Here is a 21230-nt window from a genome sequence, read left to right as displayed (position 1 = left end):
TTGTGTTGCAGCAGTTTTGCCATCATAAATACTGTTGATGAGGTGTACGGCTTCAAAGAGTTCGGCAATGAGCACGGGACTATTAAAATCATCGTTCATGGCCGCATAGCACCTATCAGACAGGCTCTTTAAATCGATTTGTGATTGTTGAGACGGGCTTAATTTCTCTAGCAATGAGTAGGCATTAATGAGGCGCTTAAAACCCTTATCGGAGGCTTCTAATGCCTCATTTGAGAAATCTAATGTGCTCCTATAATGTGCTTGAAGCATAAAAAAGCGTACCGACATTGGTGAGAAGCCACGTGATAAAAGCTCATGGTCGCCTGTAAAAAGTTGATAGGGTAAAAAACCGTTTCCTTTCGACTTCGACATTCTGTTGCCATTTACTGTCAGCATATTAGTGTGCATCCAATATTTTGCAGGTGTAACGTGGTTACAAGCTTGAGATTGGGCAATTTCATTGGTATGATGGGTTGCTGCAAGATCCATTCCTCCTCCATGGATATCAAAGTTTTCACCAAGATATTTACTGCTCATTGCAGAGCATTCTATATGCCAGCCTGGGAAGCCAACTCCCCAAGGGGAAGGCCAACGCATAATATGTTCTGGCTTGGCTTTGATCCAAAGCGCGAAATCTAGTCGCCCTCGCTTTTCATTTTGTCCGCCCAGCTCTCTAGTATTCTCTAATAAATCATCTAATTGTCTGTTAGTTAGTATCGTATAATTGAATTCTTTGCAATATTTCTCAACATCGAAATAAACGGTACCATTAACTTCATAGGCATACCCATTTTCAAGGATTTGCTTAACCATTTCAATTTGTTCGATAATATGGCCAGTTGCTGTGGGCTCAATTCCTGGAGGAAGCGCATTGAAAAGTCGCATCACATCATGGAAACCTAGCGTGTATTTCTGTACAATCTCCATCGGCTCAAGCTGCTCAAGTCTAGCTTTCTTAGCGAATTTATCATCACCCTCATCCATATCGCCTTCTAAATGACCAGCATCGGTGATATTTCGTACATATCGAACTTTGTATCCCAAATGTAAAAGATAGCGATAAATCAGGTCGAACGAGATAAAAGTGCGGCAGTTCCCTAAGTGTACATCGCTATAAACAGTGGGCCCACAAACATATAAACCTACCAAGGGTGGATGTAGGGGTTCGAATTTTTCTTTAGTTCTCGAAAGGGTATTATAGATGACCAGATTAAATTCCATATTGCAAATTTAAAAATTGAAAATCGATTTTTAGGGGATAATGCCTGCTTTTATTTTAATTCGAGGTCGGTACGTACTGGATAGTGGTCTGATAATTTCTTTTTAATGATCAGGAAATTTTTGACGCTAAACTCGGGTGAACTGAATATATAGTCTATCTGAAAGTTGGGGAATGCTCCATTATAGGTAATTCCGAAGCCACTACCCATTTCCTTAAAACTATTATTCATGCCCTTAGCAATGGTTTTTACCGTGTAGGAGATGGGTGTGTCGTTAAAATCACCGGCAATTATATAGGGTATCGGACTTTTATCAGCGTGTTCTTTTAGAATTTGTGCCTGATTGCCACGTTTAATGAACGCCCTTTTCAATCTGCTCCCAATTTTTCTTGGTGATTCGACATTTGTTTCTAGTTCACTCGTAACTTTCTTTAAATATTTATAATCTTCTGGCTTGAAGCTAATCGATTGAAAATGAACATTATATACTCTAAATGTTTGTTTTCCTTTTTTGAGATCTACATAAATCGCTTCATTCCAATTCCTATTTTTTTCAAACTGAATATTTCCTTTATCAAGAATAGGGAATTTGGAAAAGATGGCCATTCCCATTGCTTCATAGCCATTATCTTTGGATGGTTTAAAGTAATAATGCTCGGTTTCTAGAATTTCTAAAATCGGTTTTCGGAAATTATATTCGCCTCTTCTACGGCTAAAAAATTCTTGAAAGCAGATAACATCAGGTTGTTCTTTTCTGATGATATCTAGAATCTGCTCTTTAGTAAATTTGTCGTTTTTGTCGCCGAATTGCTTAAAATTATGCACATTATAGCTCATTACCCTTAAAAAGCTATCGGATGATTTAGGTACCATGATTGCTGTGCTCTCTCGGAAACCAATGTGATTTTGTACAACACCCCAGCCAATAAGAATGCTTATTCCAGAAAGCAGAGCAAATTTGGGCAAGCGGAAAAGCCAGTAAACGATAAATAAAATATTAATCCCTAGAAATAGAGGATAGGCAAGTCCGAAAAAGGAAATTACCCAGAATTTTTCCGGGTTAGTGTAGGATGCCAAATAGCTTAAAAGCAGGGCAGCTACAGCAAATAAATTCATGCTTAACACGAATTTGCTAAAGAGGTGTATGCCTGATTTTTTGCTTTTCTGGCGGTTCATTATTTTTTGCTTGCTTTAAATAGTTGTTCTTTTTCTGCTTTGCTGAGGCTATCGTATCCTGATTTAGATATTTTATCCAAAATGCTATCAATTACTGCTTGGTCGGTGAAGTCATTTTTGGGAGCCCTAGCACTTGTAGGTTTTACAACCTTAAGCTTTGATTTTTTATCAAATAGTTTACTGAGGTCATTTCCATTTTGGAGCTGTTTGATAAAGATAAATCCCATCAAGGCACCACCAATATGTGAAATGCTTCCACCGGGGTTTCCTCCTCCCATTCCGATAATATCCAAAAAGAAATAAGCTAAAGCAAGGTATTTTAATTTGACATTCCCAAAAAACATAAGCCGGATGGTGTAATCAGGGACCAATGTTGCGGTTCCTACTACAATGGCCATTACACTTGCTGAGGCTCCCAAAAGGATTGAATTCGATGCACTGCTCATGAATACTGGAATGGTATTATATGCTAGTAAATAGAGAAGTGCTCCTGTAATTCCCCCGGAAATATAAATGAATATAAACTGCTTTTTATTTAAAAAATCCATGAAAATACGGCCCATCCAATACAACCAGAGCATATTAAATAGGATGTGGAAGAAATCACGTTGCACAAACATATACGTTATGATTGTCCAAAATTTGAAGGGCAACTCTTCGTAATATGCGGGAACCGATAAATGCTTTAATAGCCATTTTGCTCCAGCCCCCTGGCCTCCGGATAAGAACTCACCTAAGGTAAAGACGTTGATGGCTATAAATACGATAATGTTTATCCCAATAAAAAGGAATAATGGGTTACCTGAGCGGAAAGCCTTGTTATAAAGTTCACTGAATATTGATCTATTCATAAAAATTTGTCGCGGCGCTTGAAATGCCACATTTTAATTAAAATAAAGCCAAATAATGCACCACCAAGGTGGGCAAAGTGAGCAACAGAATCACCAGAAAATTGTTTTACACCCAAAAATAATTCAAGGATTACATAAACGGGAATAATATATTTTGCTTTTACAGGTACTGGAATAAACATAATAAACAATTCCGCATTAGGGAACAACATCCCAAAGGCTATTAATAGTCCAAATATTGCGCCTGATGCGCCTACCATTGGGGTGGTATAAATTCCAAGTAGGGTTGATGCTTGCTCCTGACTAATAAGTTCTGGATTGAATGAGATAGTTCTTTTGTAGCTATCTATAATAAATGAACCATTATTAATTGCGCTGCCAGTAATATTATAAACTTCAATACTTTGTACCAAAAGTTGGAGTCCGAGGGCCCCTAAGCCAGTGATAAGGTAAAAATTCAGGAAGCGTTTTTGCCCCATAATATGCTCCAACGATGACCCAAAGGTATAGAGGGCAAACATATTGAAGAGTATATGAAATAGCGACGAATAATCATGCATGAACATATAAGTGATTACTTGCCATATTTTAAAGTCGGGCGAATCAAAATAATGTACGCCCAACGCTTGCGTCATCATTGGTCCGCCAAATATCATTGTTGCAATGTAAAAGATGATATTGATGATGAGCAGATTCTTTACTACTGTGGGCGTATTAGCGAATGGCATCATAATTATTTGTCGGTGGTCTTATTTTTCAAATCGTTGTAATAATTCTTCTAAAGTAAAGGTACTGATTACCGGCTTTCCACTTAGCGAAGTATTTGGCATTTCGCATGCAAATAATTCATCTATCAGGGCATTCATCTCTTCGGGGCCTAAGTACTGACCAGCCTTGATGGATGTGTTGCGTGCTAATGCTCTTGCCAGACTTTCACGTTTACTAAGTTTTAAGGTACTTTGATTATTCTTAAAACCCTCTAAAAGGTGCTCCAAAATCTCCAATTCATTAATATTGGTTCCAATATCTGCCGGAATTCCTTCAATGATCAAGGTGTTTTTGCCGAACTCACGAATTTGGAAGCCCAGTGATTGGATATCGCTTAAAAGTTCTTTAGCTAACTCGAAATCAACAGCATTAAGGCTCACTGTTTGTGGAAATAAACTCTGCTGGCTTGCTCCTTGCCTGCTCTCGAGGTGCTGCAGGAAGCGCTCAAACAAAATACGTTCATGAGCTGCTTGCTGATCGATAAGCATAAATCCCGACTTGATTTGCGAAATTATAAAACGATTGTGTAGCTGAAATATCTGCTTTCCAATGCTTTTTAAGACCTTGTTTTCAATCTCTACCTGACGGTTAACATCGAAGTTCATTCCGCTTTGATGTGCCTCAGGATCAATGATTTCATAAAGTGAACCCCAGTTTTTGCTGATAGTTTTTCGTTCTTCCTGACTATTTCTTAGAAATGGGATCTCGCGCTCTCTTTTTTCGGGAGAAAAAGGGTTGAAATCGGGGTTGAAAGAAATGGCAGGGGGTATAATATCTTCTGGGGCTTTGGGGCTAATCATCCGACTAAATCCGGTTTCTTGGTTAAAATCGAGCGTCGGACTGATATTGTAGCGGCCTAAGGAGCGTTTTACTGCTGATCGGATGATGGCATAAATGGCTTTTTCATCCTGGTATTTTATCTCCGTTTTTGTAGGATGTACATTAATATCAATCTTTGCAGGGTCGATATCGATAAAAAGAACGTAAAGGGGATAGCTATCGGCACTTAGAACCTCCTCAAAAGCATTTAGTACGGCATGATTTAGGTATGGATCTTTGATAAAGCGATTATTAACAAAAAAGAACTGCTCACCTCTGGTTTTCTTGGCAAATTCAGGCTTACCGATGTATCCTTTAAGGTCGATAATGGATGTTGTTTCTTCAACTGGGACTAATTTCTGGTTGTAGGCATTGCCAAAAAGATGGATAATTCTTTGTTTGAGGCTTCCTTTGGGTAAATGGAATACTTCATGACCATCTTGGTGAAGCGTAAAAAATATTTCCGGATTAGCGAGGGCAACACGCTGAAACTCATCGTTTAGATGGCGGATTTCAACCGGATTACCTTTCAGGAAATTACGTCGCGCTGGGGTATTGTAAAATAGATTTTTTACGCTAATGCTGGTCCCAGGCATGGTAGAAACAGGCTCCTGACCAATAATTTCTGATCCTTCGATGCGGATGCAGGTACCTAATTCATCTTCATGGCGTCGAGTTTTTAGTTCAACCTGAGCAATTGCAGCAATGGAGGCCATCGCTTCTCCTCTAAAGCCCATGGTTCGGATAGCAAATAGATCTTCTGCCTTACGAATTTTGGAGGTGGCATGGCGTTCAAAACACATACGTGCATCAGTCAGGCTCATTCCACAGCCATTATCAATTACTTGAATGAGTGATTTTCCAGCATCTTTGATTAGTACCTGGATCTTATCAGCCCCCGAGTCAATTGCATTTTCAATAAGCTCTTTCAGTGCCGAGGCCGGTCTTTGCACTACTTCTCCTGCAGCAATTTGATTGGCGACCGAATCGGGTAAAAGTTGTATGATATCAGACAAAATATTCTTTTATTTTTTTTGAATACACCTAAGTGCAATCCCTAACATAACTAATTTCTTTTGAAAACGAATAGCAATAAGGTTTTATAAAAAAACCAATCTTTATCATTCAAAGATAAGTTCTTTTACGCTTATGCGTGTATAATGTGGATAATGCTAAGGAAAAAAATCATTTTTTTTAATAAGCTTTCCTATAAAAACTATATTATTTCAATTTAAGGCCAAAATTCTCAGCGCATAATTTATATTTACCAATAAATCATCAATTAGTAATTATTGAAAATGGCAAAGAACATACTTTGGGTGCTAGGCACTTTCTTTTTGTTTTCCTGCAGCTCGCAAAAATCGGTAGATCTTATCGTTCACAACGCTAAAGTTTATACCGTTGACAATCAGTTTACTGTAGCTGAGGCTTTTGCTGTAAAGGATGGAAAAATTCTTGAAGTAGGGGCTTCTAAAGATATTTTGAGTAAGTATCAAGGTGAAACGCTCGATGCTGAAGGGAATGCCATTTTCCCAGGGTTTATTGATGGTCATGCCCATTTTTATGGCTATGGGGCTGGTTTGCAGAATGCTAACTTAGTTGGAACAAAAAGCTGGGACGAAATTCTCGAAAAATTGAAGGCATTTAGCATCGAAAATCCGGAAGGATGGATTATTGGCAGAGGCTGGGATCAGAATGACTGGCCAACAAAAGAGTTTCCCGATAATCAAAAACTTAATGAGCTTTTTCCAAATAGGCCCGTAATTTTATCACGTGTTGATGGCCATGCAGCTATTGCCAACAAGTTTGCCTTGGATTTAGCGGGACTTAAACCAAATCAGAAAATTGAAGGCGGTGAAATTGAAACTGTTCAAGGTAAATTAACTGGAATATTGGTTGATAATGCTGAGGGGCTTGTAGTTTCCAAAATTCCAGCACCATCGGCTAAACAAATTAGGGAGTCGCTATTGGATGCACAGAGGAATTGTTTTGCGGTGGGACTCACCACAGTAACTGATTGCGGCATTAGCCACGAGCTTATTCCCATTATATCAGATTTGCAAAAAGAAAATCAGTTAAAAATGCGCATTTATGGAATGCTTTCAGATAATGCTGCCAACTACGAGTATCTTTTTAAAAATGGGGCTGTTAAAACCGAGCGATTAAACATCAGATCGTTTAAGGTCTATATGGATGGTGCTTTAGGCTCGCGAGGCGCTTGTCTTTTAGAGCCTTATTCGGATAAGGCTAGCACTTCCGGGTTTTTATTAAGTGCCAAGACTCATTTTGAGGAAGTAGCCAAGAAAATCGCGGAAAAGGGTTTCCAAATGAATACTCATGCCATTGGTGATTCGGCGAACCGTGAAATTCTGTCTATTTATGGAAGGGTATTAAAGGGCAAAAATGACGCTCGCTGGCGCATTGAGCATGCCCAGGTAGTAAATCAAGAAGATTTTAAACTGTTCGGTAATAATAGTGTGATTCCTTCCGTTCAAAGCACACATGCCACTTCAGATATGTATTGGGCAGCCGACAGGTTGGGTTCTGAGCGTGTTAAAGGCGCTTATGCCTTTAAGCAATTGCTTGATCAAAATGGCTGGTTAGTGTTGGGAACAGATTTTCCAGTGGAGGATATTAATCCGATGTTTACTTTTTATTCGGCTGTAGTCAGGAAGGATCAGAAAAACTATCCTGAAACTGGTTTTCAAATGGAAAATTCTCTGAGCCGTGAAGAAGCTATCCGTGGCATGACAATCTGGGCGGCAAAAGGTAATTTTGAAGAAAAAGAAAAAGGTAGCCTCGAAGTAGGAAAATTTGCAGATTTTATAATTCTGGATCAAGATTTAATGAAAGCTGATGCGGCAAATTTATTCAAAACTAAAGTTTTAAAAACATATTTAAATGGTGAAAAAGTTTATGCTAAGTAATTTATTCAGAGTTAGTTATGCTCTCCCTACCTTTTGTTTAATAGTTTCATTATCTGTTTCGGCATGTGCACAAACAGCTGAACATCTCCAAAATAATGCGCTGATTAGGGAGGAAAGAAATATTGAGAAATCAAGCGTTTTGCTGAATAATGAAAAGGGTATAATTCCCCTAAAAAATCTGCAAGATCTAAGTATTGCAAGCGTAAATATTGGCTCTGCATTTTCTTCAGAGTTTGATAGTATTTCCACTAAATATACTGTGATTCGGCCATTTGAATCTTTAAATTACAAGTTTAACCCAAGCACATTTGATGAATTAAACGATGACCTTAAATTTTTCAATACTGTTATTGTTCAGGTTAGCGACCAGTCATTGAATGATCCACGTACACTGCCCTTACTATTAGATTTACAAGAGAATAAACAACTTATTATTAGCCTTTCTGGGGATGTTCAGAGCCTTAAATTAATGAATAATCTGAACGTGCCAATTATTTGGACAGCGAAAAAATCAGCACTTTCAGCTAATTTATCGGCTCAACTTATTTTTGGTGGAATTGGATCTATTGCAAAGCTAGAAAAGAACATTTCAGCTAAATATAAATCAGGTTCAGGCTTTGAAACTGTGGCAAGTAGGCTGAAATATACAGTTCCAGAAGAATTAGGTATCAATAGTACCGCATTAAAAGGTATTGATGAAATTGCTGCGGAAGCAATTCGCTCCAAGGCAGCTCCAGGAGCGGTGGTGATGGTGGTTTTGGATGGAAAGGTTATCTATAATAAAGCTTTCGGCACAAGAACCTATACGGATAGTACACCTACTAGAATTAGTGATATTTATGACCTTGCAAGTGTTACGAAAACATCTGCAACAACGATGGCGGTTATGCGCCTCTTTGAGCAAGGGAATCTGAAGTTGGATACCACAATCGGAGCCTATATACCGAGAGCTCGAAGTACCAATAAAAAGGATATTTCAGTTCGTGAGGTGATGCTACATCAAGCAGGCTTTATTCCTTTTATCCCATTCTATAAAAATATGCTTGAAAGCGATTATAGCCGTGATTCAACAGCAGCATATCCTACCAAAGCAGCTGATAATTTTTACATGAGGAAGGCCTTCTTTGCTGAGGTGATGTGGCCACAAATGCTAAATTCAAACTTGGCTAATCGCGGTAAATATATTTATAGCGACCTAAGTATGTATTTCATGAAAGAAATGGTGGAGCGACAGTCGGGGAAGCCTATGGAGAATTATGTCATGGATCAATTTTATAAGCCATTAGGAATGACTAGAGCTGGGTTTAATCCGCGATTACGATTTTCGAAGCAGGAGATCATTCCGACTGAAGATGATCAGGTTTTTCGCAAAACATTATTAGAGGGTTATGTTCATGATCAGGGTGCTGCCATGGTGGGAGGTGTTTCTGGGCATGCGGGACTCTTCTCTAGTTCCAATGACTTGGCTATTTTATACCAAATGCTTCTAAATAGGGGTACTTATGGTGGGACTGAGTTTTTTAAACCGGCAACGGTGGATATGTTTACCGCAAAGCAATCGGATGTGAGCCGCAGGGGGCTCGGTTTTGATCGTTGGGATCCTGAAAGTACCAAGGGTTATCCTTCCAAATTGGCATCACCTCAAACTTTTGGGCATACAGGTTATACTGGGACATGCGTTTGGGTTGATCCAAAGTATAAATTGGTCTATATTTTCTTATCAAATAGAGTTAACCCAGGTGTAAGCACTAAATTATTAGATCTTAATATTCGAAGCCGAATTCAGGATGTAATATATGAAGCGATTGGTAATCAAGTAAGTACAGCAAAATTAGACAAGGTTGAATAACGAATTTCAATTTTGATTCGAATTTCAATCCTGTTTTTACCTGTTGCTCCTAAGGCTGTGCAAAATTAATTTTTCAGAATACCTGCTTTCTTATTGGGTATTCACCTTTTGTGGCTATTCAATCCATTTTTATTAACTTTGTTTTTTGGATAAATCCACTATGAAAATCGGAATTGTATGTTATCCTACCTTTGGAGGTAGTGGGGTGGTTGCCACCGAATTAGGGAAGGCCCTCGCTGATAATGGTCACCAGGTCCATTTTATTACCTATAGGCAGCCTGCGCGTCTCGATTTCTTTTCCGAAAACCTCTTTTATCATGAAGTTTCCGTATCCAATTATCCACTATTCGATTACCCTCCTTATGAGCTAGCTTTGGCAAGTAAGCTGGTTGATGTTGTGCGCTTTGAGAAATTAGATTTGTTACACGTGCATTATGCCATTCCACATGCTTCGGCGGCATTTATGGCAAAGCAAATTTTGGCAACATTCGGAATTCATATTCCTGTGGTTACCACGCTACACGGTACCGATATTACCCTTGTGGGGAAAGACCCAACATACAAACCAGTTGTTACTTTTTCTATCAACCAGTCGGATGGAGTTACCGCAGTTTCCGAAAACTTAAAAGAAGACACCTACAAACATTTTGAGGTTAAAAAAGATATTAAAGTTATTCCCAATTTCATTGATTTAGAGCGTTTTAATCTGAAGGCTAAAGATCATTTTAAGGTGGCAATTGCACCTAATAATGAGCGTGTTGTGGTGCATACGTCCAATTTTAGAAAAGTGAAAAGAACGCAGGATGTAGTTCATATTTTTGAAAAAATCCAAAAAGTTATTCCCTCAAAATTATTAATGGTAGGTGATGGCCCTGAGCGTGTGTATTGTGAACAGCTTTGCCGTGACCTTGAAATTTGTGATAATGTTCGCTTTTTAGGGAAACAGGATGCGGTTGAAGAAATTCTTTCCGTTGCCGACCTTTTTGTAATGCCTTCTGAATCAGAGAGCTTCGGATTGGCAGCACTAGAGGCAATGGCTTGTAAGGTGCCTGTAATCACTTCAGATGCCGGGGGTTTACCGGAGTTGAACATCAATGGCGTCACCGGATTTATGGATAAAGTAGGTGATATTGAATCTATGGCCGCGCATTCTATTTTTATTCTTGAGGATGATAAAAAATTAGCTTCTTTTAAAGAAGGAGCCTTAAATCGTGCAAAGGAGTTTGAATTGAGTTTAATTGTTCCAATTTACGAGCAGTATTATAAAGATATAATGACAAGTGCCTCCAGATTGTAGTTCTACTTCAAAATATCTATAACATTAAAAAGCCTTTCAGGATATCCTGAAAGGCTTTTTAATGTGTGTTTATTGAATAAACTATTTCTTTGCAGGTACTGGTGGAGGTGGAGGAGCTAATGCTGCTCTAGCTGGGATAATATTTACCATTTCTATCTCAAAAATAAGTGGAGAAAATGGAGGAATACCTTGATTTCCTTGTTCGCCATAAGCTAAGTTTGACGGTAAAATTAAAGTTGCTTTAGCTCCTTTTGATAATAACATTAAACCTTCTTCAAATCCAGGGATAGAGCTATTCATTCCAACAGGAAGTTTAAGAGGCTCATAAGGACGCTGTGGATTGAACGTGCCACTCTTTTTTGCTACTTCAGCTAAGCTTGTATCAAATACCTTTCCGCTTAAGAACATTCCTGTATAATTAACAAGAACAGTATCGCCAGGATTCGCTTTTGCACCACTACCTTGCGTGCTAATCACATAATTTAATCCTGAAGCACTCACCGTTGGCTTTAAACTTTTAGATGCTACATAAGCTTTTATTTTTTTAACCTCGCTAGTTTTAGCTACTTCCATTTCTGCTTTTAAATAAGCATCAATTTTCACGCGGAAAAGACTGTCGTTTAAATTGCCTTTAGGAATTACTTTGTCGATTTTAATAGTATAAACTAAGTATTTCTTGGTAGTATCTGATGGCATTGGACGACCCATTTTCTGAACCATTGAGTCGATATTGATTTTGAATGTTGCACTATCTCCTTCACTTAAAAGACTTAAAGCAGCAAAAAGATCGCCTTTGAAAACGGATTTTTCTTTAACCATTAAAGAAGGGCGGTCATAATCATATGAACTATACAATACAGAATCACCTTCAGTTTTTTCAATTGCTTTAAAAGCTATGAAATCACCTTCTTTAATTGTTTCACCAGCTTTGTCGGTGTGGATCTTGTACAACATGTCTCCTTCACCTTTTTCGAAATTTTTGCAGGCGGTTAATCCCGTAACTGCAAGCCCTAATACGATTACTAATTTTTTCATCTTGAGATATACATTTGTTTTTAATGATTCTACCAAGAGGTGTATTTTTACTCTTGATGTCTTCTTTTTGGGTTTATTCGTTTGTTATTTATTTGCTATTTATGTTAAATTTTATTTTATTCAATCCGCTATTTTACTAAAAGAGATTTATATTCCGGCAAAATTACATTAAACTTTTCCCTTACTGTATCTATTTTTTCATTTGATATTCCTCCAGATGCATTTTTATGGCCTCCACCACTGAAATATTTCTTACAGATTTCATTGGCCGGGAAATCCCCAATAGAGCGTAAAGATAGTTTAACAACATTTTGGCGCTCAATAATTAGGGCCGCTAAACGTATCCCACTGATGGATAAGGCATAATTAACAATGCCTTCAGTATCACCTGTATTTACCTGAAATTCTTCCAGCTCCTCGTTTGTAATTAAAATTATAGCCGTATTGTATTCCGGCAAGACTTCCAATTTATTTAGAAGGCAATGTCCCAAGAAGCGTAACCTGTTTATTGAGAAATCATCGTATACCAATTGATGTATGAGTGTATTATCTGCACCACAAGCTATCAAATCTGCTATAATATGGTGAACATGTGCCGTTGTAGAGCGAAAACGGAATGAACCGGTATCGGTCATGATTCCAGTGTACAAGCAAGAGGCAACATCCTTATTTAGAAGCTCGCGATCGCCCATAATATCTACAATAAATTCATAGACTAAATGTGCAGTGGCGCAAGCACTGGTGGCCCATAATCGGTAATCTTCAAAACCTTCGGGCTCTAAATGATGATCAATTAAGACTTTTTTTGCTTTTGATGCACGCACGAAATCACCTAATTCATAGATTCTTGTAAGTGAATTGAAATCTAAACAGAAAATAATATCCGCTTGTGCGACAAGCTCTTTCGACTTTTCCTCCTCCTCAGTAAATACAATCACTTCAGAATTATTAGGCATCCAATGTAAAAAATTGGGGTAGTCGGTAGGGGTAATTACCTGTATTTGATGACCTTTTTGAATCAGATAGTTGTATAAACCCAAAGAAGATCCCATTGCATCACCATCCGGTTTAGGATGAGTAGTGATGACAATGCGCTTAGGTTCAGCTAAAAATTCTTTTAAATGGCTTATTTCCAACATGTGAGTTCCAAAGGAATGCAAAGCTATTAAAATTACTGATTTTGTAGGTCTGATTTTTTAAAATCCTTTAGCCTTTGATTAATTAGCTGTACTTTTGCTGCAATTTTCAAATAATAAGATGGCAACAAACAGAACTTTTACAATGATTAAGCCCGATGCTGTAGCCAATGGCCACACCGGAGCTATTTTAGATGACATTATTAAAGGCGGATTTAAAGTGATTGCTTTAAAGTATACGCGCTTGAATAAGGATATCGCTGGGCAGTTTTATGCGGTTCATAGTGAGCGCCCTTTTTACAAGGATTTGGTCGACTTCATGTCTTCTGGCCCGATAGTAGCAGCAATTCTTGAAAAAGATAATGCAGTGGAAGATTTCCGTAATCTTATTGGCGCAACTGATCCATCAAAGGCGGAGCCTGGAACAATTCGTAATAAGTACGCAAAATCTATTGATGCCAATGCGATTCACGGGTCTGACTCTGACGAAAATGCACAAATTGAAGGAAGCTTTTTCTTTACTGCATTTGAGCGTTTCTAATAAAAGCTAATTATTCGCCCTGAAGGATGTTCAAAAATTCAGGGCGAATATTGAAATCAAGCCATGAAAATTTTCCAAACTCGCTACCTTATTTTTTTTCTGGTGATGTTGATCATCCCGGGAACAGTTTCCTATTTTGGGGGTTGGGATACTAATCTGGACTATTTATTTGCACTAAAAGCATTCTCTATTGCCTTCTTCATGACCGTTTTATACTACCTCTTAGTAAAAAACTATAGCGAACGGAAGCGATAAACTAGAGAAAAATTATCTCATCGATAATACTCGATCCAGCACGTTCATTCATTTTCTCGATGATATCTGAGCGCATCATCATCAAATCATTTTTTATTACAGCAGATTCCAGTCGGATAAATAATTTCCTATTGCGGATAAAAATATCCTTGGTACGGTTAGCAACTGCTTTTCCCATCATTTCAGGCCAAGCAACAATCAGAGCGGTTTCATCAACTTTTCGTTGCAGCTTATAAACCTGAAGCATTTGCTCAATTGCATCCTTTAGCGATCTGTCATTTGTGCGGCTCATGTTCTGCTTTTTAGTACCTGTACAATTATGAAACAACAATTGCTCCTTTGTCGATGTCAACAATATTAATCGGAACATTTAGCGTGCTAAAAATCTCTTCGATTCTTTTTCTGCTAGTGTCGGTAATAAATATCTGTCCGAAATCCTTGTCGGATACCATTTTCATTAACTTAGTAGTGCGCGCGTCATCTAATTTATCAAAAATATCATCCAGAAGCAAAAGAGGTTCGAAACCTTTTTGCCTATGTAGAAAAGTGTACTGAGCGAGTTTTAGGGCGATTAAAAACGATTTCTGTTGTCCCTGAGATCCAAATTTTTTAAGAACCATACCATGAATGGTAAAACTCAATTCATCCTTATGAATTCCGCTAGAGGTACGTTCCAGAATCCGATCGCGTTCACTGTTTTTGCGTAGTATATCAGAAAAGCTACTCGTTAATAGCGGCGAATCATAAACCAATTCCACCTGTTCAGCATCTTCACTGAGGTATTGATAATGTTTATTGAAAATCTCTCGAAATTCAATCATAAAAGCCTTCCGCTTCTCAAAAATATTGCTTCCTGATACAATCAGCTGATCATCATAGATTTCCATCAAGGCTGGGTCATACCTGCCTGAAATAGCAATCTGCCTTAACAAAGCATTTCTGTTCATGAGGCTTTTGTTATAGCTAATTAGCTCGTCGAGGTACTGGCTGTCGGTTTGTGAGATAACATTGTCAATAAATCTCCTCCGCTCTTCACTGCCTTCAATAATTAAACTAATATCATTAGGTGAGATCATCACCAAAGGAAAAATCCCGATGTGATCTGCCAAGCGTTGGTATTCCTTTTTATTGCGTTTAAATTTCTTTTTCTGATTACGTTTTAATCCGCAGTAAATAAGCTCGTCTTTTTCATCTTTTTGGAAAGTTCCTTGAATCATGAAGATATCTTCCCCTTGCTTAATCTGCTGACTATCAATTGGATTGAAAAAGCTTTTGCAAAGGGATAGGTAATGTATCGCATCGAGAATATTGGTTTTTCCCGCTCCATTGTTTCCTGTAAAAGCGTTTACAGTCTCCGAGAAGCTTAATTCAGCTTCAGAATAATTCTTGAAATTTATAACGGATAATTTTTGGAGCCACATAGGTATGCTTGTACAGATCACTAAATGCCAAATTTACTCTTTTGCTTTCTTTATTTTGCAATTCTCCATGTTTTTTAGTCCATTTCAAAAAGATTTTTTTTATGCTTTAATAAAATCATTCTGGCGTTCACCAAGCCCTATTCTTTTTAAAAAAATCATTCTATTCATTTAAATTTGAAACTTAGACTGAAAAATGTATTTTTGCGGGATTGTTTTATTAAGAGCATTCACAATTTTTAAAATACCAATGTCTAAAGATCAAAAAGATAACATCACAGAAGCTGAAAATCAGCTTGGGAAAACAGGCAAATTTGTACAAGAAAATACAAAAAGCTTAGCTGTAATTGCTGCTGCCATTATTGGTTTAGTACTTTTATATGTTGGATACCAAAACTTCTACTTAGCTCCTAGAGCAGAGAAGGCTGCCAATGAAATGTACAAAGCGGAAGAATATTTGTCAACGGATTCCTTGAAAGACAGAGCGATATCTGGCGACGGATCTTACCCAGGTTTTGAAAAGATTGTTGAAGAGTATTCAAATACTAAATCTGCTAACCTTGCCAATGTATATCTTGGCGGTTTATATTTGCAAAAAGGTGAATTCCAAAAAGCAGTAGATGCTTTAGGAAAATATAGCAGCACTGGAAGTCCGGTAATTGATCCTCTAGTTTTAGGAATGCTTGGCGATGCGTATAGCGAGCTTAAAGATTATTCAAAAGCCATTACTTTTTATAAAAAGGCGGTCGACAAAAACCCAAACACGTTAACTAGTCCGATGTTTCTGAAAAAATTAGGATTAGTTTATGAAGAGCAAAAAGATTTCAAGTCTGCTGCAGAAGCATACAATAAAATCAGAACTGATTTTTCTGAAAGTGCGGAAGCTACTTCGATTGATTCTTACATTGCTCGTGCAGAAGCACAGCAATAATTCTATTTTTTCAAATGGTCATTAACGAATTTTCCGTTAATGGCCATTTATCATTTTAAGCCATGGCTACAAACCTAAAGAGTCTTTCTGATTTTTCTCATATTGATGTACCTTCAGCGGAGGCCTATAAATTTGGAATCATTGTTTCACAGTGGAATGCCAACGTTACCGGAGCTTTGTATGAAGGCGCCTATTTAGCGCTTCTAAAGCATGGCACTAAAGAAGAGAATATACAAACGATAAAAGTTCCAGGGAGTTTTGAGCTTATTTCGGGAGCGGATATTTTACTAGCCAATAAAAATTTAGATGCGGTTATTTGCCTAGGTTGCGTTATTCAGGGTGAAACACCTCACTTTACTTTTATTTGTAATGCTGTAGCCAATGGGGTGGCTAATGTTTCTATCAAACACAATAAACCGGTGATCTTTGGCGTATTAACGACAGATAATTTGCAGCAAGCGCTTGATCGTGCTGGTGGCAAACACGGTAATAAAGGAGAGGAAGCTGCGGTAACAGCTATAATGATGGCTGGAATCAAGCATTCTTCGCATCAATAAAAAAGAAAATTTGATTTTTGAATTTAATTCATCAATTTTAAAAAAATAATCATGAAGAAAGTAGCCATCGGTGTATTGTCCCTTTTCATAGCCTTAACGGTTTTGCAGGCATGCTCATCAAAACTATGTCCGGCTTATGGGACTTATCCAAAGTCAAGACGTTAGTCACATAGTTATTCTATTTCCCTAATTTGACCATCGTCTGAAGGCCAAAATTCCCTTTTTTATAATTTTACATCATATTTATTAGGTTTTAAATCATGAACTGGATTCCATTAGACAATCTTGAACAATTATTAGACATTGCCAATGTACAAGGATATAGCGTAATTTTTAAGCATAGTACGCGCTGTTCTGTGAGTATGATGGCTAAAAAAAGGTTTGAGCATGATTGGGACTCAATTCCTGAAGGGACTCCAGTATATTTTCTTGATTTAATTAGTTTTAGAGAGATTTCGAATAAAATTGCTGAGCAGTTTAAAGTCCACCACGAATCGCCACAAATGCTTCTGATCAAAAATGGGGAATGTATTTATGAAACCTCACATGGTGAAATTTCTGCCGAAGAGTTGGCTGAACAAATGGCCTAAACCCCTTTAAAATAATAAATTCTAGTCCTGGAAGTTAAAGCTGACGTTCTGTACAAGATCGGGGTGTAAGCTTTTGGCAACAGGACAGTTTTTGGCAGCTTTTTCTAAAATTAATTTTTGCTTATCGCTGTATTGTATCGCCGGAAAATTAAAGCTTATCTGAATTTCACTTACCCTTCGTGGTTCTGCCGCCATAATTTTTGTGATTGAACAAGTACTTCCATCGATGTTAAATCCATGTTCTCTGGCTGCAATACCCATAATGGTGAACATACAGCTACCCAATGAGGCCGACATTAAATCGGTTGGCGAAAATGCTTTTCCCTTGCCTTGATTATCTAAAGGAGCATCTGTAATTAATGTATTTCCAGATAAAACGTGTTTCGCTTCAGTTCTTAGCTCGCCTAAGTAGCTTGTTTCTATAGTTGCCATTTGTGGATTATAATTTCTCTAATCAAAAATAAATAAATATACGAGTGTAAGGCAAGCATATCAAAGAATATCTTTCAGAATAACACTCCAATGTCAAAATTAAGGAACTGCGTATTTGGCGCTAAAATCTTCCTAAAATTCTTTACTTTTGCTTTATGATCGAGTTACCGGTTATCCCAGTTAATCAAATGCAACGCAAGCCTAATTGGCTTCGCGTAAAGCTTCCGGTTGGAAAAGAGTACGCTCATGTTCGCAGCCTTGTTGATACGCATAAACTTCATACCATTTGCGAAAGTGGTAATTGTCCCAATATGGGCGAGTGCTGGGGTGCCGGCACAGCCACTTTTATGATTTTAGGTAATATCTGTACTCGTTCTTGTTCCTTTTGTGCTGTGGCCACAGGAAGACCCCTTGCGGTTGATACAGATGAGCCTAATCGTGTGGCTAATTCGGTGAAATTAATGCAGGTTAAACATTGTGTGATTACTTCGGTAGATCGTGATGATTTGAAAGATGGTGGTTCAACAATTTGGGCTGAAACAATTAATACCATCCGTAAGGAAAGTCCCGGGACCACCCTAGAAACCCTTCTGCCAGATTTTAGGGGCATTTGGGATAATTTAGATCGTGTGCTTGAAACGCGCCCTGAAGTGGTTTCTCATAATCTGGAAACTGTACGTCGCCTGACGAAAGAAGTGCGTATTCAAGCAAAATATGACCGTAGCTTGGAATGTCTTCGTCGAATTAATGAAGCAGGTTTAAGGACTAAATCAGGCATTATGCTTGGTTTGGGTGAGACCGAAGAAGATGTTTTGGAGGCCATGGCAGATCTTCTTGCTGTTGGGGTACATATTTTAACGTTGGGACAATATTTGCAGCCTTCTCGTACGCATCATCCTGTTATCGACTGGATTACACCAGAGCAGTTTGAAAAATATAAAGTAGTAGGACTTGAAATGGGTTTTAAATATGTAGAAAGCGGTCCGCTAGTTCGCTCCTCTTATCATGCTGAGAAACACCTTTTCGATTTTTAATTGTCCTTTCATATTGAGAGGACAGGTCGCGCCCTGTCCCTACGCACGATTCATGTTTTATGAATGTTATGTTTTTTAATGATTTTGGGCAGCTCTTGGATGATATATCTGGGTGGGATTGAATTCATCTTGCTCAAATGATCTCCTGCTGCGCCATGTAGGTAAGTAGCTAATATAGCAGATTCTTTTATGGAGTAGGATTGTGCTAAAAATGCTGCGATCATCCCGCAAAGCACATCACCCATGCCTCCCACGGCCATTTTGGGGTTTCCTGTGGGGTTAATTAGGACCTTCCCATCGGGACAAAAGATAAATGTATAGCGGTTTTTTAAGAGGATGATAATTTTTAATTCTTGTGCTTTTTTTATGGCTAGGTTTAGTCGTTCCCACCAGGAATTTGAATGGCCGAAGAGACGGTCGAATTCCTTTACATGCGGACAGATAATGCAATCTTTGGGTAGTTTTTTCAGAAGTTCAGGATTAGATGCCAATAGGTTAATCGCATCTGCATCGATTAGCAAGGGCGACTTTCCAGAATTTAACAATTGGTCTAATAAATCACTGGCTTCTTGATTAGTGCCTAAACCAGGGCCAATAGCTATGGCATTGTATTTTTCAAAAGTGGTTTTTACGGATCTAGGTAAAATCATTACTTCCGGAGCATAGCAATTCATTGCTGTATATCCACCTTCCGGGATACATGCTGTTGTTAGTCCCGCACCCGAATGCAAACAAGCATCTGCACAAAGTAGGGCAGCACCCATGGTTTCTGTATTCCCGGCGATAATTAGGGTATGCCCGTAGCTTCCTTTATGGCTGAATGGCTTTCTGACTTTTATTATGTGGTGGATATCATCCGCTTCAAGTAATTCCCATTTACTGCTTCGCGATTGAATAAATTGTTCGTCTAAGCCGATGTTAACTGTTTTAAAACGATCTAATGCCCTTTCTGATTCAGGGAAGAAGAAATTGATTTTCGGACGCTGGAAACAGATGCAAAGATTTGCTTTTAATATGCTTGCAATTGGATCTAGTGGGCCTTCGCAAGGGAATCCTGTGGGAATATCAATGGCAATAACTTTCTTATTGAGTTGGTTTAAATGATCCACTAAGGCTTTTAAATTACCCTCTAATGGTTTGTTTAGCCCCGAACCGATAAGTCCGTCGATGATTAACTCTGCCTGTTCTACAGGAAAGGAATTGACATTGTTTATTTCGCTGATTGGAATGCCTGTTAAATGTAGGCGTTTAAGGTTTTCGTTAAAATCGGGACTCTCTTTGCTTGAAAAACGGGCAATTTTAACCGATAGGCGGTCGTAGGCATGGTTTTTCAATAAACGCGCTATGGCGAGCCCGTCAGCACCATTATTCCCGATGCCACAATAAATGCTAATAGAGGTATCAATATTTGGGATCTCTTCTAAAAATGCTCTTACAAAGGCATTGGCAGCATCTTCCATTAATTCAAGCGAAGTGATGTTTTTGGCTTTTATCGTGTGATTGTCTGCCTCTTTTGTTTGGGATGCGGTGAGGAGCTTGAGCATGATTGAAGATACGATTTTTTTGAGAGGATTGGAAATGATTGATTTTTGTGTAAACTCATTTTAGGACAAGACAGGGAGAATTGGAGGTTTAATGATGTTTCCCGCTCATCGCCGCGGGGGCTAGTCCTTTTTCTTCAGGAAAAAAGGGACCAAGCCGAGGCTCTTCGCCGAGACCATGAGAGCCACTAAAAACAATAAAAAAAATCGAATAAACCCCACCGCTGCGTCTGATGCTATGAAAGGTTCTGCGAGGGCTAGGGTTGTCATTGCCGCACCAGCCGAGGCGGAAGAAAGGTAGGGGAAGGACTGTGCTAGGGGATCCTGCTAAATAATTTTATTTGGGTTTTATAGCATGTTTTTAAGAAAGCTGTCAAATGATTGCCGCACCAGTCGAGGCGGAAGAAAGGTAGGGGAGGGACAGTGCTAGGGGATCCTGCTAAATAATTTTATTTGGGTTTTATAGCATGTTTTTAAGAAAGCTGTCAAATGATTGCCACACCAGCCGAGGCGGAAGAAAGGTAATGAAGGGTCTGTGAACGGATGATTTTTGTTTCCCGCAGATGTCGCAGAATTCCGCAGATTGTTTCTGCGCTGATCGGCGTTAATCTGCGGGAGATTATTTTTGTGCGTTTTGCAGATTTTAATATCTGCTGTCAAATGAACTGGGTGACTTGTCCTGAATTAGGTTTATACAAAAAGTAAACAAATGAAAGAAGAATTAAACTCATTTTAGGACAAGGCAGTCTGTGAAGGATGATTTTTGTTTCCCGCAGATGTCGCAGAATTCCGCAGATTGTTTCTGCGCTGATCGGCGTTAATCTGCGGGAGATTATTTTTGTGCGTTTTGCAG

20 protein-coding genes are annotated in these 21230 nt (G+C 38.4%); 9 read left to right on the top strand and 11 right to left on the bottom strand.

The window, feature by feature from the left end; genetic code table 11:
• The 5 genes from cysS to mutL all read right to left on the bottom strand — a co-directional run.
• Positions 1–1221, bottom strand: a 1221-nt coding sequence (gene cysS / locus ACILQF_RS02175; protein WP_395625772.1) for a cysteine--tRNA ligase, incomplete at its 3' end; no start/stop codon positions are given.
• A 50-nt stretch (positions 1222–1271) separates the two neighbouring features.
• Positions 1272–2396, bottom strand: coding sequence for an endonuclease/exonuclease/phosphatase family protein (locus ACILQF_RS02170; protein WP_395625771.1), 1125 nt, complete (start codon positions 2394–2396; stop codon positions 1272–1274).
• Positions 2396–3247: a rhomboid family intramembrane serine protease gene (locus ACILQF_RS02165; RefSeq protein WP_395625770.1), complete on the bottom strand. Its 852-nt coding sequence runs from the start codon at positions 3245–3247 to the stop codon at positions 2396–2398. Before ACILQF_RS02165 ends, ACILQF_RS02170 begins: the two co-directional genes overlap by 1 nt.
• The gene (locus ACILQF_RS02160) at positions 3244–3978 is read right to left on the bottom strand and encodes a rhomboid family intramembrane serine protease (RefSeq protein WP_395625769.1); all 735 of its coding nucleotides are present in this window, start codon (positions 3976–3978) and stop codon (positions 3244–3246) included. Before ACILQF_RS02160 ends, ACILQF_RS02165 begins: the two co-directional genes overlap by 4 nt.
• An 18-nt stretch (positions 3979–3996) precedes the next feature.
• On the bottom strand, positions 3997–5850 hold the full coding sequence (gene mutL / locus ACILQF_RS02155) for a DNA mismatch repair endonuclease MutL (protein WP_395625768.1): 1854 nt from the start codon (positions 5848–5850) through the stop codon (positions 3997–3999).
• Between the two features lie 282 nt (positions 5851–6132).
• Between mutL and ACILQF_RS02150 the strand changes: the two genes are divergently transcribed.
• From ACILQF_RS02150 to bshA, 3 genes are all read left to right on the top strand, one after another.
• The gene (locus tag ACILQF_RS02150) at positions 6133–7761 is read left to right on the top strand and encodes an amidohydrolase (protein WP_395625767.1); all 1629 of its coding nucleotides are present in this window, start codon (positions 6133–6135) and stop codon (positions 7759–7761) included.
• Entirely contained in the window at positions 7736–9610 is a 1875-nt protein-coding gene (locus ACILQF_RS02145; RefSeq protein ID WP_395625766.1) for a serine hydrolase domain-containing protein, read from the top strand. Before ACILQF_RS02150 ends, ACILQF_RS02145 begins: the two co-directional genes overlap by 26 nt.
• 160 nt (positions 9611–9770) lie before the next feature.
• A complete protein-coding gene (bshA, locus tag ACILQF_RS02140; protein WP_395625765.1) occupies positions 9771–10907 on the top strand; it encodes an N-acetyl-alpha-D-glucosaminyl L-malate synthase BshA in 1137 nt (378 codons plus the stop codon).
• A gap of 81 nt (positions 10908–10988) precedes the next feature.
• On the opposite strand, the gene ACILQF_RS02135 is transcribed toward bshA, so the two are convergent.
• Both ACILQF_RS02135 and ACILQF_RS02130 read right to left on the bottom strand, forming a co-directional pair.
• The gene (locus ACILQF_RS02135) at positions 10989–11942 is read right to left on the bottom strand and encodes an FKBP-type peptidyl-prolyl cis-trans isomerase (protein ID WP_395625764.1); all 954 of its coding nucleotides are present in this window, start codon (positions 11940–11942) and stop codon (positions 10989–10991) included.
• Between the two features lie 128 nt (positions 11943–12070).
• Positions 12071–13081 (bottom strand): bifunctional oligoribonuclease/PAP phosphatase NrnA, encoded by a 1011-nt coding sequence (locus ACILQF_RS02130; protein ID WP_395625763.1) that lies wholly within the window; start codon positions 13079–13081, stop codon positions 12071–12073.
• Between the two features lie 118 nt (positions 13082–13199).
• On the opposite strand from ACILQF_RS02130, the gene ACILQF_RS02125 reads away from it, so the two are divergent.
• Positions 13200–13619 (top strand): nucleoside-diphosphate kinase, encoded by a 420-nt coding sequence (locus ACILQF_RS02125; protein ID WP_395625762.1) that lies wholly within the window; start codon positions 13200–13202, stop codon positions 13617–13619.
• A 63-nt stretch (positions 13620–13682) separates the two neighbouring features.
• Positions 13683–13874: a hypothetical protein gene (locus ACILQF_RS02120; RefSeq protein ID WP_395625761.1), complete on the top strand. Its 192-nt coding sequence runs from the start codon at positions 13683–13685 to the stop codon at positions 13872–13874.
• Position 13875: 1 nt separating this feature from the next.
• On the opposite strand, the gene ACILQF_RS02115 is transcribed toward ACILQF_RS02120, so the two are convergent.
• Complete coding sequence (locus tag ACILQF_RS02115; RefSeq protein WP_395625760.1) at positions 13876–14166, bottom strand: DUF721 domain-containing protein; 291 nt, start codon at positions 14164–14166, stop codon at positions 13876–13878.
• Between the two features lie 25 nt (positions 14167–14191).
• Positions 14192–15295 (bottom strand): DNA replication/repair protein RecF, encoded by a 1104-nt coding sequence (recF, locus tag ACILQF_RS02110; protein WP_395625773.1) that lies wholly within the window; start codon positions 15293–15295, stop codon positions 14192–14194.
• A 247-nt stretch (positions 15296–15542) separates the two neighbouring features.
• On the opposite strand from recF, the gene ACILQF_RS02105 reads away from it, so the two are divergent.
• From ACILQF_RS02105 to ytxJ, 3 genes are all read left to right on the top strand, one after another.
• Positions 15543–16223: a tetratricopeptide repeat protein gene (locus tag ACILQF_RS02105; protein ID WP_395625759.1), complete on the top strand. Its 681-nt coding sequence runs from the start codon at positions 15543–15545 to the stop codon at positions 16221–16223.
• Between the two features lie 62 nt (positions 16224–16285).
• Positions 16286–16780 carry a 6,7-dimethyl-8-ribityllumazine synthase gene (gene ribH, locus ACILQF_RS02100; protein WP_395625758.1) on the top strand — a complete coding sequence of 165 codons (495 nt, stop codon included), beginning with the start codon at positions 16286–16288 and terminating at the stop codon, positions 16778–16780.
• Between the two features lie 260 nt (positions 16781–17040).
• Positions 17041–17370: a bacillithiol system redox-active protein YtxJ gene (gene ytxJ / locus ACILQF_RS02095; protein WP_395625757.1), complete on the top strand. Its 330-nt coding sequence runs from the start codon at positions 17041–17043 to the stop codon at positions 17368–17370.
• Positions 17371–17391: 21 nt separating this feature from the next.
• Here the strand turns inward: ytxJ and ACILQF_RS02090 are convergent, their stop codons facing one another.
• Complete coding sequence (locus ACILQF_RS02090; RefSeq protein ID WP_395625756.1) at positions 17392–17802, bottom strand: OsmC family protein; 411 nt, start codon at positions 17800–17802, stop codon at positions 17392–17394.
• A gap of 155 nt (positions 17803–17957) precedes the next feature.
• Here ACILQF_RS02090 and lipA point away from each other — a divergent pair, with 155 nt between their 5' ends.
• Positions 17958–18836 (top strand): lipoyl synthase, encoded by an 879-nt coding sequence (gene lipA, locus ACILQF_RS02085; RefSeq protein WP_395625755.1) that lies wholly within the window; start codon positions 17958–17960, stop codon positions 18834–18836.
• A 50-nt stretch (positions 18837–18886) separates the two neighbouring features.
• Here the strand turns inward: lipA and ACILQF_RS02080 are convergent, their stop codons facing one another.
• Positions 18887–20380 (bottom strand): NAD(P)H-hydrate dehydratase, encoded by a 1494-nt coding sequence (locus ACILQF_RS02080; RefSeq protein ID WP_395625754.1) that lies wholly within the window; start codon positions 20378–20380, stop codon positions 18887–18889.
• Positions 20381–21230: the final 850 nt, after the last annotated feature.

Origin of the sequence: Daejeonella sp., from assembly GCF_044232565.1 — a bacterium.
GTDB lineage: Bacteria > Bacteroidota > Bacteroidia > Sphingobacteriales > Sphingobacteriaceae > Daejeonella.
Note: the sequence above shows the minus strand (reverse complement) of the source record. Positions and strands in the feature narration are given on the sequence as shown.

What these genes read in the sequence shown, in the direction of transcription:
- ACILQF_RS02145 (WP_395625766.1), top strand. Translation starts at nt 7,736, where the DNA reads ATGGTGAAAAAGTTTATGCTAAGTAATTTATTCAGAGTTAGTTATGCT.
- ACILQF_RS02135 (WP_395625764.1), bottom strand. Translation starts at nt 11,942, where the DNA reads ATGAAAAAATTAGTAATCGTATTAGGGCTTGCAGTTACGGGATTAACC.
- ACILQF_RS02080 (WP_395625754.1), bottom strand. Translation starts at nt 20,380, where the DNA reads ATGCTCAAGCTCCTCACCGCATCCCAAACAAAAGAGGCAGACAATCAC.
- ACILQF_RS02170 (WP_395625771.1), bottom strand. Translation starts at nt 2,396, where the DNA reads ATGAACCGCCAGAAAAGCAAAAAATCAGGCATACACCTCTTTAGCAAA.
- ytxJ (WP_395625757.1), top strand. Translation starts at nt 17,041, where the DNA reads ATGAACTGGATTCCATTAGACAATCTTGAACAATTATTAGACATTGCC.
- recF (WP_395625773.1), bottom strand. Translation starts at nt 15,295, where the DNA reads ATGTGGCTCCAAAAATTATCCGTTATAAATTTCAAGAATTATTCTGAA.
- bshA (WP_395625765.1), top strand. Translation starts at nt 9,771, where the DNA reads ATGAAAATCGGAATTGTATGTTATCCTACCTTTGGAGGTAGTGGGGTG.
- ribH (WP_395625758.1), top strand. Translation starts at nt 16,286, where the DNA reads ATGGCTACAAACCTAAAGAGTCTTTCTGATTTTTCTCATATTGATGTA.
- ACILQF_RS02120 (WP_395625761.1), top strand. Translation starts at nt 13,683, where the DNA reads ATGAAAATTTTCCAAACTCGCTACCTTATTTTTTTTCTGGTGATGTTG.
- ACILQF_RS02165 (WP_395625770.1), bottom strand. Translation starts at nt 3,247, where the DNA reads ATGAATAGATCAATATTCAGTGAACTTTATAACAAGGCTTTCCGCTCA.
- ACILQF_RS02115 (WP_395625760.1), bottom strand. Translation starts at nt 14,166, where the DNA reads ATGAGCCGCACAAATGACAGATCGCTAAAGGATGCAATTGAGCAAATG.
- lipA (WP_395625755.1), top strand. Translation starts at nt 17,958, where the DNA reads ATGATCGAGTTACCGGTTATCCCAGTTAATCAAATGCAACGCAAGCCT.
- ACILQF_RS02105 (WP_395625759.1), top strand. Translation starts at nt 15,543, where the DNA reads ATGTCTAAAGATCAAAAAGATAACATCACAGAAGCTGAAAATCAGCTT.
- ACILQF_RS02160 (WP_395625769.1), bottom strand. Translation starts at nt 3,978, where the DNA reads ATGATGCCATTCGCTAATACGCCCACAGTAGTAAAGAATCTGCTCATC.
- ACILQF_RS02150 (WP_395625767.1), top strand. Translation starts at nt 6,133, where the DNA reads ATGGCAAAGAACATACTTTGGGTGCTAGGCACTTTCTTTTTGTTTTCC.
- ACILQF_RS02090 (WP_395625756.1), bottom strand. Translation starts at nt 17,802, where the DNA reads ATGGCAACTATAGAAACAAGCTACTTAGGCGAGCTAAGAACTGAAGCG.
- ACILQF_RS02125 (WP_395625762.1), top strand. Translation starts at nt 13,200, where the DNA reads ATGGCAACAAACAGAACTTTTACAATGATTAAGCCCGATGCTGTAGCC.
- ACILQF_RS02130 (WP_395625763.1), bottom strand. Translation starts at nt 13,081, where the DNA reads ATGTTGGAAATAAGCCATTTAAAAGAATTTTTAGCTGAACCTAAGCGC.